This is a genomic window from Paenibacillus mucilaginosus 3016 (genome assembly GCF_000250655.1).
Lineage (GTDB): Bacteria > Bacillota > Bacilli > Paenibacillales > NBRC-103111 > Paenibacillus_G > Paenibacillus_G mucilaginosus.
The window spans coordinates 8,699,011-8,711,636 of record NC_016935.1; the positions used below are offsets into that span (position 1 = coordinate 8,699,011).

General features: G+C 55.6%; 13 protein-coding genes. 1 reads left to right on the top strand and 12 read right to left on the bottom strand.

Going from position 1 to position 12,626, the window contains the following annotated elements; translation table 11 throughout:
• Positions 1-141 precede the first annotated feature (141 nt).
• The 7 genes from PM3016_RS36465 to PM3016_RS36490 form a co-directional block, all read right to left on the bottom strand.
• Complete coding sequence (locus PM3016_RS36465; RefSeq protein ID WP_014372776.1) at positions 142-588, bottom strand: Dps family protein; 447 nt, start codon at positions 586-588, stop codon at positions 142-144.
• A gap of 94 nt (positions 589-682) precedes the next feature.
• Entirely contained in the window at positions 683-1,519 is an 837-nt protein-coding gene (locus tag PM3016_RS36470) for an alpha/beta fold hydrolase (protein WP_014372777.1), read from the bottom strand.
• Between the two features lie 247 nt (positions 1,520-1,766).
• Positions 1,767-3,056 (bottom strand): sensor histidine kinase, encoded by a 1,290-nt coding sequence (locus PM3016_RS36475; protein WP_014372778.1) that lies wholly within the window; start codon positions 3,054-3,056, stop codon positions 1,767-1,769.
• 4 nt (positions 3,057-3,060) lie between these two features.
• On the bottom strand, positions 3,061-3,801 hold the full coding sequence (locus PM3016_RS36480; RefSeq protein ID WP_014372779.1) for a LytR/AlgR family response regulator transcription factor: 741 nt from the start codon (positions 3,799-3,801) through the stop codon (positions 3,061-3,063).
• Between the two features lie 396 nt (positions 3,802-4,197).
• Entirely contained in the window at positions 4,198-4,677 is a 480-nt protein-coding gene (gene rlmH, locus PM3016_RS36485) for a 23S rRNA (pseudouridine(1915)-N(3))-methyltransferase RlmH (RefSeq protein ID WP_014372780.1), read from the bottom strand.
• Positions 4,678-4,773: 96 nt separating this feature from the next.
• Positions 4,774-4,941 carry a CxxH/CxxC protein gene (locus PM3016_RS36955; protein WP_013921566.1) on the bottom strand — a complete coding sequence of 56 codons (168 nt, stop codon included), beginning with the start codon at positions 4,939-4,941 and terminating at the stop codon, positions 4,774-4,776.
• A 193-nt stretch (positions 4,942-5,134) separates the two neighbouring features.
• Positions 5,135-6,376: a S1C family serine protease gene (locus PM3016_RS36490; protein ID WP_236628990.1), complete on the bottom strand. Its 1,242-nt coding sequence runs from the start codon at positions 6,374-6,376 to the stop codon at positions 5,135-5,137.
• 191 nt (positions 6,377-6,567) lie between these two features.
• On the opposite strand from PM3016_RS36490, the gene PM3016_RS36495 reads away from it, so the two are divergent.
• Positions 6,568-6,840, top strand: a complete 273-nt coding sequence (locus PM3016_RS36495; RefSeq protein ID WP_013921569.1) for a hypothetical protein — start codon at positions 6,568-6,570, stop codon at positions 6,838-6,840.
• A 104-nt stretch (positions 6,841-6,944) separates the two neighbouring features.
• On the opposite strand, the gene PM3016_RS36500 is transcribed toward PM3016_RS36495, so the two are convergent.
• Genes PM3016_RS36500 through yycF form a run of 5 tightly spaced genes read right to left on the bottom strand, consistent with a single transcriptional unit; the run spans position 6,945 to position 12,444 of the window.
• Positions 6,945-7,748 carry an MBL fold metallo-hydrolase gene (locus tag PM3016_RS36500; protein WP_013921570.1) on the bottom strand — a complete coding sequence of 268 codons (804 nt, stop codon included), beginning with the start codon at positions 7,746-7,748 and terminating at the stop codon, positions 6,945-6,947.
• A gap of 13 nt (positions 7,749-7,761) precedes the next feature.
• The gene (gene yycI / locus PM3016_RS36505; protein WP_013921571.1) at positions 7,762-8,517 is read right to left on the bottom strand and encodes a two-component system regulatory protein YycI; all 756 of its coding nucleotides are present in this window, start codon (positions 8,515-8,517) and stop codon (positions 7,762-7,764) included.
• A gap of 57 nt (positions 8,518-8,574) precedes the next feature.
• Positions 8,575-9,861: a YycH family regulatory protein gene (locus PM3016_RS36510; RefSeq protein ID WP_014372781.1), complete on the bottom strand. Its 1,287-nt coding sequence runs from the start codon at positions 9,859-9,861 to the stop codon at positions 8,575-8,577.
• The gene (gene walK / locus PM3016_RS36515; RefSeq protein WP_013921573.1) at positions 9,858-11,693 is read right to left on the bottom strand and encodes a cell wall metabolism sensor histidine kinase WalK; all 1,836 of its coding nucleotides are present in this window, start codon (positions 11,691-11,693) and stop codon (positions 9,858-9,860) included. The genes PM3016_RS36510 and walK overlap by 4 nt, the downstream gene beginning before the upstream one ends.
• Before the next feature lie 22 nt (positions 11,694-11,715).
• The gene (gene yycF, locus PM3016_RS36520; RefSeq protein WP_013921574.1) at positions 11,716-12,444 is read right to left on the bottom strand and encodes a response regulator YycF; all 729 of its coding nucleotides are present in this window, start codon (positions 12,442-12,444) and stop codon (positions 11,716-11,718) included.
• Positions 12,445-12,626: the final 182 nt, after the last annotated feature.

A 12,626-nucleotide genomic window follows, 5' to 3' on the forward strand; every position in this document is an offset into this window, starting at 1 on the left:
CGGCTTCCATACTAGTATTATACCCTAGAAGAGGAGTAGAGCCATACCCCCGCTCACATTCTGATTTATACGAATATATTGGCACACCAAAAACCACTTCGCTGTGACGGAAGTGGTTTTCCCTTCAAGATGTGAAAAACGCTACGCTAACGATTCATTGCCCAAAAAGGCGTTCATCATCCACACCTGCTTTTCTAGACTCGTGCGAATGGCCAACAGCAGATCCCCGGTTGTCTCGTCTCCCGCCGATGCTGCGATCTCCATTCCTTGTTTCAACCCCGTGATCATCCGCGTATAATCGCCTGCAACGGCCTGCACCATATCCGCCGTGGACTCGTTTCCCGCGGCTTCCCGAATGGAAGCCAACTCGAGATAACCGGTCATGGTAGAGACAGGTCTTCTTCCCAGAGCAAGCAATCGTTCCGCCAGTTCATCGACGTGAACGGCCGCTTCGCTATATAATTCCCCGAATTTCGTGTGCAGCGTGAAGAACTGCTTCCCTGTGACATTCCAATGGTAATGGCGCAGCTTCACGTATAAGACATTCCAATCCGCGATGTGTTTGTTGAGAAACGCTTCGATTGTCAACGGCTTTCCCTCCCTATTTCGACTTCCATTGGCCGTTACTCCCTTACGGTTTCGCGGAACCGCGCTCCTGCGTAACGCGGTTCCTTCAGTCCTGCTAGCCGTTCAAGAATTGCAGCAATGCACTGTTGAATTCCTCGGCATGCGTGGCATTGAACCCGTGCGGTCCGCCTTTAATAATGAAGAGCTGACTGCCGGCAATCCGCTCGTGCGCCCTCTGTCCGCTGATCTCTACCGGCACGATCGCATCGGCATCGCCATGCAGAATAAGTGTAGGCAACTTGAATTTCTCCAGATCCCCGCGGAAATCCGTATAGCTGAATGCCTTGATGCAATCGATCGTTCCTTTTGGCGATGCGAAGGCCGCAATATCGCGATTGTACAAGCGGAACGCTTCGCTAACCAAGTCGGTTCTATCCCCGGAGGCGAAGAAATTCGTCATGAACCCATCCATAAACGCAATCCGATCTGCCTTCACCCCGTCTAGGAACCCTCGGATTGTTGCATCGTCGAATCCGCCATCCGGGTTATCTGAAGCTTTATACAAGTACGGCGGAATGGCACCGGCCAGAACCGCTTTCGATACCCGCTCCGTGCCATAGGTGCCGATGTAGCGCGATACTTCCCCTCCGCCCATCGAGAACCCGACCAGCGTCACATCGCGAAGATCCAGATGCAGAATCAACTGGTGCAAGTCTGCTGCGAACGTATCGTAGTCGTAACCGTTCCATGGTTGGGAAGACTGGCCGAAGCCTCGTCGGTCGTATGTGATGACGCGGTACCCGGCACCTACCAGAGCAGGCACTTGCTTCTCCCAAGACCTCCCGCTGAGCGGCCAGCCGTGAATCAGCACAACCGGTTTGCCCGTTCCTGCGTCCTCGTAATGAAGCTCGATCGAATTTCCATTTTCCTGACCAACTGTAATCTTTGCCATTGGGCATTCCTCCATTTTTAGTTTTGTAAATATTATTTCGATCCCTGAGGCAGCTGAGGTATTCACGGGCGCACCGTTTACGTCGTAAACAGCGAAGCCGCCATGCCGCGGGAGATCCCCACCATCATCAGATACCTCTTGACTCCCTTCTTTCTGTTTGGAGTCTTTTTCAATCCACATTATACAGATGGAGGGCGAAGAAATCGGTAATGTGCCCCGAAACGAAAAAAAGAATCCCTGAACTGCATTACGCCGGGGATTCTTTGGCTTGAAAAGGTAGAAAGACCATATTATCAAACATATGCGAGCCGGTTTCAATCGTCATGTGTCCACCGTATTTCTCACAGATTCGCTCGATGTTAGTAAGCCCATAACCATGATGATCCGGGATCGCCTTTCGACTGCGTAAATCGGTTACTTCCCTGTCTACATAATTGCGAACGCGAATATAGAGTGCAGAGTCGCTTGAACGGATATAAATACGGATGTGCCGATCCTCGGTTATTTTCACTCTTTTTGAAGCCTCGATGGCATTATCCAGCATGTTTCCGAGTGCCACGCAAAGGTCATAGCGCTCAATAGCAGCTTCATGATCCAGCATATGAAGCTCCGTATCGATTCGGATTCCGTTAGCCTGACCGATGTTCAGTGCGTTTGTCACCAGAGCGTCGATCACCAGGTTGCCGGTGTTCACCCTGTGGTAGGCAGCTTCAATCTTGTTCATCGTAACGCGAATATGCTCGCTAGCTTCGGCCGTCCTCCCCCGTTCGATGCATTCCGTCACATACAGGAACTGCTGATTCGTGTCGTGGATAATGCTTTTGACTTTTTTGAAGCTGTGCACTGTTTTTTCGTAATTGGCATTCTGGTAATCCATCTGCTTCTGAAGCTGATTATTTTCATTCAATAGCTGGAATTTGGCGATGACTGTATCGAGAACATAGACGACAAGGATGTTTAAAACGATGAGACCGAAGATCGAAAGGAAGAAATGTAAGTTTTTCTCGCTATAGATAGACAGCACGTTTACCTGATAGGTGCTGATAACCGGTACGCTGATAAACAGCAGAAAATAACGGAGGTTCAACGTATATGTTCTGTGCTTGGCCAAAAAACGGATGATATAAACAACGGCAATCATGAGGATACAGCTCAATAGAATGACTAGCTGCCCGTTTCTTCTCAATGCAGTGCTGTTTTCCTCCAAAAACATCGAAGGGTCGATTAAGGATATGCATATGGAATTGATGAGCGTAAACAGCACCGTGTACAGCAAGGAGAACATGATTTGCAGTTTAAGTTCCGTTTCATAGCCAAGCGACAGGCAGAATATGAAGGCCAGTGCAATCAGCGAAGATAATATTTCTGAGAGGGACACCGTCAAATACAATACATCTAGAATAATGAACCCAATGATATACATCGATTTCGCCGGCTTGCTGCTTTCCTTGCCAAAGACAGAGTTGAAATAGAAATTCGCCTGCAAAGCCATCGCCACCGCCACACCCGCGTTTAGCATCAGCAGCGTAAAGTCCATCGCTTTATTCCGCCCTCATAATCATATATTTCGTGCAGGTATCCTTCACTTCCTTGATCTTGGATCGCCCGATTGGCAATTCCATCCCATTGGACATGACCACTTTGCTGCCGGTAAATTTATGAACGCGATGCAGATTAATCAGAATGGAGCGATGAATCTGCAGGAATTTGCTGTCCTTCAGTACCGATGCGTAACTTGAAATCAAGCCCTTGCTGTCATATACGGCATTTACTGTCGTGATTTTCAGCCTACTCTTCACCGTCAAGCTTTTAGCTGCCTCGATAGCGATGATATCCTCCTGCAGGAGTACAATTTCTTCATACGCAGATTTAATAATCAGAATTTCCTTTTCGCGTTCCTCTATGTATCGGCAGAGTTTCAACATCCTCGCCTCGAATACTTCGGTTTCGATCGGCTTTAACAAGTACTGAAAGGTAACGACATCGAAGCTTTCCAGCATATACTCGGCATAACTCGTCAGGAATACAATCTGCTCGTGATGCCGCTTCATTTCCCTCAGCTTCCGAGCCGTCTGAATCCCATTCCATCCATTCATTTCAATATCAAGGATAAGAATATGGAATGAAGCCTCCCATTCCACATAATGCGCTATTAATTGTTCGCCGGACTCAAACTCCTCAACTTCAAAATCGATCCCAGTCTTCACCGATAAAGCGAGCAGCATCTGCCTTACTCGTTTCCTCTGCTGCTCCTCGTCATCACAGATCGCAATTCGGTACATAGGTCGCTCCTTTCTTTACCGCTGCCGCAGCTTCACTTGTAAGACGGATCAGGTATTCATCTGCGGATTTCCGCTAAATATTATAAATACATACACAAAGAAGCCACTCCTGACAATGGAGTGGTTACTTAGATAGAACTCCCCGTATATTCCCTTTACTTACACATCCTGGCACAAGTGTAATCATGCACCATACCTGCCGTGCTTGGGGGATTTGTCCACGATTTCATTTTACTTCCTCATTGCTTAGCTGTAAACGCGTTTTATTTCATTGTTTACCCCTTGCTTTTTTCATTAAAAGCCCCTGTAACATACTGGGAAAACCGGCAAGTTAGACCCTATTTCGGTAGTATTCAATTCATGTTTTATAAAGCGGTTCTAATATTATAATCCGTTTCATTTATGATACGGTTCCCCCCGCATAATCCGAAACGCCCTATACACCTGCTCCACCAGCACGAGCCGCATAAGCTGGTGGGGCAGCGTCATGCGCCCGAACGAGAGCTTGAGGTCCGCGCGCGCGAGCACCTCGGGGGCGAGGCCGAGCGAGCCGCCGATAATGAACGCAACGGAGCTGCGCCCGTACGTGGCGAGGTCCTGCAGCTGCCGCGCGAGATCCTCGCTCGAGAGCGGCTTGCCGTCGATCGCGAGGGCGATGACGAAGGCGCCTTCGTTCACCTTCGCGAGGATGCGCTCGCCCTCGCGCTGCTTCACCTGCGCCTCTTCCGCGGCGCTGAGGGTCTCGGGCGTCTTCTCGTCGGGCACCTCGACGATGGAGATTTTGGCGTAAGGGCCAAGCCGCTTCGTGTATTCGGCAATTCCCTCGACGAGGTACTTTTCCTTGAGCTTGCCCACCGTAATCATCTGGATATTCATCCTCAGTCCACTCTCCTTGTCCACCTGCTGTATAAGCAAAAAGAAGGCCGCCCCAGGCCAGCCCTCTTCCATTGGTATGTGCTATATAGTTTTGTATCAGACCACCAGGAACCGTCCCGGACCGGCGCACCGCTCGCAGTGGGAGGGTGCCTCCCATGCCTTGAACTCCACTTCTTCCAGGTCCACGATATCCGGTGCATCCTCGTACTCATCAACGAACATATCGATTGCCAGTTCCAAATGCTCTTTACAAACCACGTGCATAACCGAAACCCCTTTTTCTCTCTTGTGCTGCGCATAGGCAGGCTGCAAACCTTATGTTCTTAGTGTACCCCAAAAGGGGATATCTAACAACCGCCAGATTGAGCCTACGCTCTCTTCATGCCATGTTTCAAACAGGGAGCAAAACGCTCGCATCCACAATCAGCAGTGCCCCCGCCGATCACCCCAAAAAAACTTACCGATCTTTAAGCTCCTCGAGCTGCAGCTGGACGGAGTTCTTTTTGGCGCCGCGGTAATAGGTTACCTGAATCTGCTCCCCGACCCGCTTCTGGCTGTAGATGTACTTGCGCAGCGCCAGGGTGCTGTCCACCGGCTTGCCGTCCAGCTCGACGATCACGTCGCTGCTCTTCAGCCCCGCATCCTTGGCAGGTCCAACTACATCGAGGACGAGCACGCCCTTTTTCACATCCGAAGGCAGCTCCAGACCCTCCGTGCCCTTATAGGCCTGCAGATCCTGCGTCACCACGCCCATGTAAGGCCGCGTCACCTTCTGGTCCTTGATCAGCGTGTCGATGACACCCTTGGCCTGGTTGATCGGGATGGCAAAACCAAGGCCCTCCACGCCCATGTCGGCCACCTTCATCGTGTTGATGCCGACGACCTTGCCCTCGAGGTTCACGAGCGCACCGCCGCTGTTCCCCTGGTTGATGGCCGCATCCGTCTGGATCACGTCCATCTCCCAGTCGAACTCCCCCTCCTGGCCAAGGGTCACGGGAATCGTCCGCTTCGGCCACGAGATGATGCCCTGGGTCACCGTCGGCGCGTAGCCGATGCCGAGCGGGTTGCCGACGGCAATCGCCGTCTCGCCCGGCTGCAGGGCATCCGAGTCGCCGAATTCGGCGAGCTGCTTAATCCCCGCGCCGTCCATCTCCAGAACCGCGAGGTCCGTGATCTGATCGCGTCCGAGCAGGGTCGCCGGACGTTTTTCGCCGGAGATCGACACGACGTCGAGCTTCGCAAAGCCTTCCACGACGTGGTTATTCGTCACGATCCGCACTTTGTCGCCGGAGCGGGCGAAGATGACGCCGGAGCCGAGTCCCATCGCCCCGCTCCTCGCCTCGTCCTCTCCGCCGCCGTCCAGGTTCGAGCCGACAATGCTGACCACCGTCGGCGCGACCTTGGCCGTGGCTCCCACTACCGTATCGCTGCGGCGGCGGTCTTCACTGACCCCATCCGTAACAGCCGGGGCCATGGCGCTCATCGCCTCAGTACCGTAGAACGCGTGATCCTCCGCTTCCTGAACGCTGCTGTACCCCAGGATCAGGGCAGTGAAGGCCACGGCAGCTCCTGCGGCCGGCAGTGCCCAGACAGGAAGGGGCCTCGGCAGCTTCCATCCGCGCCGGCGCTTCGGTCTCCGCCAAGCATCCCGAACCGGCGAAGATACCTTCGCCGTATAGAAATCGTCATCATCGAACAAACTCACTCCGCCGCCCCCTTAGGCCGTCTGTTCGCCGCTCCCACCGCGTCCATCCGGTTCCATACCTTGTATATTCATTGTACCGTAACCCTAGCAGTACAAACAATTAGAGAAAAGAGGAATGATTCTCCTCCTGCTAGACTAGACTAAGAACATGAAGAAGAATCCCCCGAGCGAAAGGAAGAGGACGCATGACCACGAGCAATAACCGTGTACACAGCCATCTCGACGAGATCGAGTGGATCGGCAAGATCGCCGATCTCAAGGAGGAACACTACCGCCAGACGCTGGTGCTCAGCGCACTGATCGAGCTGCTGGCCGACAAGGGCATTCTCTCCGTAGCGGAACTGGCCGCCAAAGCCCAGGGGCTCGAAGTCATCGATACGCCGGCCGAGCCGACCATCGCACGGGCCCAGCCTGACCTCGACTCGCTGGAGATCCCTCCAGCTGCAGCAGAAGCCTAAGGCCTAACGGACAGCTTACAATGACAGCATCAGCATTTTAAAAGCCAGCCTGCTCACCCGAATCCACATAGAAGGGGCTCCGGACTCCTCTTGCTCTTCCCGGCCTAGTCTTCACCCACCTGATCCCACTCCGTAGCCCGGTTGTGGTACGTCCCCATGAGCTTCGCCCGGTGATCGTCCGGCTGGAGACGGTCTTCTACCATGTTATTCACCGTCAGCTTGGCCAAGTCGAGCATGTTGTGATCCAGACTCAGGTGCGCGAGGTACACGCGCTTGGTCTTCGTCGTCATGACATCGACCAGTCCTTCGCCCGCCGCTTCGTTGGACAAGTGTCCCGTATCCCCGAGAATGCGGCGCTTGATATTCCAAGGGTAGCGCCCCATCCGCAGCATCTCGATATCGTGATTCGATTCCAGGATGAGCACATCGCTGTCCTGGATTTTTTCTTTGACCTTGGAGCTCATGTAGCCGAGGTCGGTGGCCAGACTGAGCTTCTCTTCCCCGTGATAAAAGCAGTACCCCACCGGCTCCGCCGCATCGTGGGAGATGCCGTAGGACTCCACCTGCAGGTCCCCGAACTCGCGCATCTCTCCCGTCTGCATCACACAGCGGTTGCCTTCGGCAATCTCGCCGATGCTGCGGTCAAGCTCCTCCCACGTCTTCTCGTTGGCGTAGACCGGCAGGTCATACTTGCGGGCGATCGCCCCGAGCCCCTTAATATGGTCGGAATGCTCGTGTGTGACAAGCACCGCATCCAGCTCGTCCATCGACATGCCCTTCTCTTTGAGCAGCCCCTCCACTTTCTTCGCGCTGAGGCCAGCGTCGATGAGCACCTTGCCCTGATCGGTTGTGACGACCATGGCATTTCCCGTCGATCCGCTGGCCAGCACCGTAAACCGTATACCCATGAATCATTTCCCCTTACTGCCTGCTTTTTGGATTCAGCGGCTCTTCCACCGCCCCGTTCAGCGCGTGGACGTAATACGTCAGTCCGTTGCCGAGCGATACCCGCCACGACGGCCACATGTTGCGGGTCTGCGAATTCGATACCTGCTCGTGATAGCCGAGCTGTACGCCGCGGATCACCGAACCGTTCGGCAAATAGTTCTCGATCAGCCGCCGCAGCGCAATATACGCCGTGATGACCTTCTGCTCCTTGAGCTCGTCCCCTTCGGCCTCCGGCTGCACCTCCACATAAGACTGCGTGTACGAGGTCACCATGCCGTTCTGCTCAAGCAGCTTCAGCTGCACATCGAACATCGGCAGCCGGCCGTACATCTGCTGGAACACATAGGTTCCGCCGGTGCTTCCTACCGGATCGTATTCGTACGCTCCGGTCTTCGGGATGCCCGTCTTCGCCAGGATGTCCCGGAACCCGCTGCGGTTGATCAGCGGATCGAACCGCAGCGGCTCCGCAACCGGCTTGGGCACCTCCACCGTCAGGCTCTCGTCGAACTTCACGACGATCTCCCGCAGCTTCGGCACGTCCTTCGGAATGTCCGCCGGCACCTGGATGTTTTTGAGCTTCACAAGCTTCTGCAGCTCTTCCGCCACCCCGCTGTTGTCCGCTTCGAACTCCAGCAGGTCCGCCCGGCTCGTCAGGAGCTGGAACGCCAGCAGAATATTCAAGATCAGAAACGATAGTATCAATATGGTCTTGGCCCGGCCCCAGTCCATCCGCCGAAGACCTCCCCTCTTGGGATTGCAGCTTATGTCCGGGGCTGACCGCAGCCCCTAGTCGATAAATTCATAGGATCCGTCGCGCAGCTCCGCCGTCCATCCCGGGATCAGTTCCAGGGTCCGCTCCGTTACCACGGGACGGTACGCCGGGAACACCGAGTACACCTGGGCGATCCGCCCGTACTGCTTCAGCTTGGCATCAAGGGCCTCGCCCCCGGGCAGGATCACGTCCCTGCGTACGGCACTGCGCACATCGGGCATCATGGTGGAACGTTCGTAGCTCGATACGATGCCTTTTTGCACGACAATCTTGACGAACCCGATATTCTCTCCGCGCTTGCCGATCACAGGATACCCGTCATAGTATTGGCGGAACACATAGGCCCCGCTGCTCGGCAGCAGCTGCTGGGGCACCTTCTGCAGGCCGTAGGTGCCGTTCCATCCCCCGTGCTGGTTGATGAACTGGACGGCCGAGCGCAGATTGCCCTTCAGATCCTCCTTGTTGTCCACCGAAGGAGCAACCGGATCCGAATACGTCAGCCACCGCTGTTCGCCTCGCATCTGCAGCCCCCGGGTGCCGTCCATATAAATATCCGAGCCGTCCCACTCGGTCAGGGAACGGGTCAGCGCCGGGTCGACGAAGAAGGTGCGCTTCAGCTGGTCTTCCGTCAGCTGGGTATAGTTCATCGTCGGACTGGAGACGGTAAGGTTTCCTTCCGGCAGATAATAATCCTGCGGCATATACCGGTATGGTGGGTAGCCTTCCTCCACCTTCACGAACTTCTCGACGTCCTTGACCGAGAAATTCGCCTCCGCCTCATACAGGGTGCTGGCCGTATCCGTGAACAGGATGGTCCGCACCTCATTGTTCTCCTGGACGAAGACCCAGATTCTTGTGATCAGGTCCCCTTCGGCCGGCAGCTCGCCTTTGATCTGCATGACCTCCTGCAGCACATCCAGCGGCAGGCCGTCCCGGAACCGGACCTCAAGGCCCGGGCGCTTGCTCCTCACTTCATCCCAATTGAGACCAAGCGCACCCAGCGTCGTTTTATGAAAATTCTGCATGTACCGCTGATTCACGATATTGATGATCTCCCGGTACTGCGGCTGCTCCAGGTTGGCATACAGCACCGTATGACGGTCATTGCTCAAATGCAGCACAAGCTGGTCCGGGAACAGCATATCCGGCAGCGGAATCTGCCTGCCGAGCGTATCGGTCTTGATGTATTCATCGGGTACGACCGGATCGTACTTTGGGTAGCTGTAAGCCAGCATATAGCTCAGGAGAATGCTCAGCAGCACGAGGAAGGTAAGCAGCCCGGTCTTCAGCTTCTCGATCATAGGGCCACCTCCTCCTCAGGAAGATACGGCAGGGTGAAGGTGACCCGGGTCCCTTGGCCCAGCTCGGACTCCAGTTGGATCGTCCCCCCGTGCGCTTTGACTATTTCCCGGGCAATCGAAAGTCCCAGTCCCGTGCCTCCCGCACTGCGGGAACGGGCCTTGTCCACCCGGTAGAACCGGTCGAAGATGCGGCTGAGGTCCTTCTTCGGAATCCCGATGCCGTTATCCTGTACGGAGATCTCCAGCACGGCCGCATCCGGTCTTCTCGCATGAATGCGGATGTGCCCGCCTTCCGGCGTATACTTGATGGCGTTGGAGATCAGATTGTCCAGCACCTGGTCGATCCGGTCCCGGTCGAGCGTGATCTCGTCCACCTCTGGGTCCACATCCACGGTGATGCCGATCATCCGCTGCTCGAGCTGGAACGAGAACCGGTCGGCCGTCTCCTCCAGCATCTCGGTCACATCGGCCGTATCCTTGGAGATGATCGCCTGCTTCGAATCAAGCCGTGAGAGCTGCAGCAGGTCCGTAACGAGGCGGATCATCCGCTCCGTCTCGCCCCTGGCCACGCTGACGAACTTGCCTGCCAGCTGCGGCTCCTCGAGCGCCCCGTCTTCGAGCGCCTCGAGATAGCTCTTGATCGTCGTCAGCGGCGTCCGCAGCTCATGCGAGACGTTCGCGACGAACTCGCGCCGGGACTGCTCGAGCTTCTCCTGCCCGGTCACGTCCTGCAGCACGGCGATCGTCCCGGCCGCGCCCTTGCCCTTGCTGTAGATATTCGTGTACGTCACCTTGACGTGCAGAGGCTCTTCTTCGCCTTCATGGAAGAACTCCATCATCGTCGACAGGTTCCCGCCGCCCTCAGTCCGGGTCATCGGCTCCTGCGAGCCCAGCAGCTCGCTGAGCGGCATGCCGAGCGTCGTGTCCTCGTTCACCTGCAGGATCTGCTTCGCCCGCCGGTTAATCACGATCACCCGGCCGTGATCGTCGGTGGCGACCAGCCCGTCATTCATGTTGGAGAGGATGGAAGCGAGCCGCTCCTTCTCCTCCTCGTTGAGCGAGAGAGCCTCCCGCAGCCGCTCCATCATGAAGTTGAACGTGTTGCCGAGCTGGCCGATCTCATCCTGCCCCATGATCTGCACCTTCTCGTCGAAGCGCCCCTCCGCCACTGCGGTTGCCTGGCGGGTCAGCGCCTTGATCGGGTTCGTGATCGTCGATGACAGCAGGACGCCCAGCAGCGCCGTCAGCGCCAGAGCGATCAGGGTGCCGGAGAAGAGGAACTGGTTGATCCGGTTGAGCGTGTTGTACACATCATCCATCGACGAGATGAGATACACGGCGCCGAGCACCTTCACCCCGGAGCCGATCGGCTTGGCGATGATCATCTTCCGCGTCCCGTCGAGGTCCGTGAACATCCGCTGGTTGTCCTTGATCCCCTGCAGGGCGCGCGTGACCTCCGTCTGCGTATTTTTGCTCCCGATGACTCCTTGGTTCGAGGCCAGCGAAGTTGTCAGCACCTCACCCGTCTCGCTGATGACCTGAATCTCACCCTTCGATATCGTAAAGAGGCTGTTGACGAACTTGTTGAGCCGATCGAGCGACTCTTTGTTATTCTCCGCATTATTATCGAGCGTCCCGATCATGTAGCTCTCGACCCACTGGGCGAGCAGCAGCGCCTGGTCGTCCCGGTTCTTCACGAAGTCGCTCTTCAGCGAGTCCTCCAGCGTCTTGATGAAGTACACGCCGATCATCTGCATAGCGATCAGGATCAGGAGCACGTAGATAATAATGAGCTTCATCTGGATCGATTGAAAAAAACGGACGCCCTTCATCTCCCGCTCACTCCGTCTCCGTTTAGAAGCTGCCAGCATTCATTTTCGGGTTGCGCATCATGTAGCCCAGTCCCCGCCTCGTAATGATGTATTCCGGCCGGCTCGGGTCATCCTCGAGCTTCTCGCGCAGCCTCCGGATCGTCACATCCACCGTCCGCACGTCACCGAAGTATTCGAATCCCCATACCGCCTGAAGCAGATGCTCCCGCGTCATGACCTTGCCGCTGTTCTTCGCCATGTACTGCACAAGCTCGAACTCCCGGTGGGTCAGGTCAAGCGGAGCGCCGTCCTTGTACACCACGTACATGTCCGTATCGATGAACAGGCTCAGGATACGGATACCCTGCCGCTGCTCTTCTTCGGCTTCCTGCGCAGGTGCGGCCTGTGACTTGCTCTGGCGCCGCAGATGCGCCTTCACCCGGGCCAGGAGCTCCCGTGTGCCGAAGGGCTTCGTAACATAATCGTCGGCGCCGAGCTCCAGGCCCAGCACCTTGTCGATCTCGTTGTCCTTGGCCGTAAGCATGATGATCGGCGTGTTAAGCTTCTGCCGCACCTCCCGGCAGACATCCATGCCGTCCTTCACCGGCAGCATGAGATCGAGAAGAATCAAATCCGGCTCCTCCGCATACGCGAGATCCACGGCGGTTCCGCCGTCATATGCGCAGATGACCTCGTGCCCCTCTTTTTCGAGGTTGAACTTCAATATATCGGCAATCGGTTGTTCGTCGTCCACTACCAGAATTTTGGCCACTGTTCCGTCGTCACCGCCTATTTCCCAAACTCGTCTTCCTGCCCTGGAATGCGGCAGGCTATTCTATTATTTTACCATACTCGGGCACAAAAAGAGACACGGAAGCCGCAGTCCCCTGCTTCTTCCATGTCTCTATAATAGGGCTTGTGCCGCCCTCCCGATCTACAAATGGATATCCGGCT

Bases quoted from the DNA above. Each gene is read 5' to 3' on its own strand.
- PM3016_RS36480 (WP_014372779.1), bottom strand. From the start codon at position 3,801: ATGTACCGAATTGCGATCTGTGATGACGAGGAGCAGCAGAGGAAACGA.
- PM3016_RS36495 (WP_013921569.1), top strand. From the start codon at position 6,568: ATGACCACGAGCAATAACCGTGTACACAGCCATCTCGACGAGATCGAG.
- PM3016_RS36510 (WP_014372781.1), bottom strand. From the start codon at position 9,861: ATGATCGAGAAGCTGAAGACCGGGCTGCTTACCTTCCTCGTGCTGCTG.
- PM3016_RS36955 (WP_013921566.1), bottom strand. From the start codon at position 4,941: ATGCACGTGGTTTGTAAAGAGCATTTGGAACTGGCAATCGATATGTTC.
- yycI (WP_013921571.1), bottom strand. From the start codon at position 8,517: ATGGACTGGGGCCGGGCCAAGACCATATTGATACTATCGTTTCTGATC.
- PM3016_RS36470 (WP_014372777.1), bottom strand. From the start codon at position 1,519: ATGGCAAAGATTACAGTTGGTCAGGAAAATGGAAATTCGATCGAGCTT.
- PM3016_RS36500 (WP_013921570.1), bottom strand. From the start codon at position 7,748: ATGGGTATACGGTTTACGGTGCTGGCCAGCGGATCGACGGGAAATGCC.
- PM3016_RS36475 (WP_014372778.1), bottom strand. From the start codon at position 3,056: ATGGACTTTACGCTGCTGATGCTAAACGCGGGTGTGGCGGTGGCGATG.
- walK (WP_013921573.1), bottom strand. From the start codon at position 11,693: ATGAAGGGCGTCCGTTTTTTTCAATCGATCCAGATGAAGCTCATTATT.
- rlmH (WP_014372780.1), bottom strand. From the start codon at position 4,677: ATGAATATCCAGATGATTACGGTGGGCAAGCTCAAGGAAAAGTACCTC.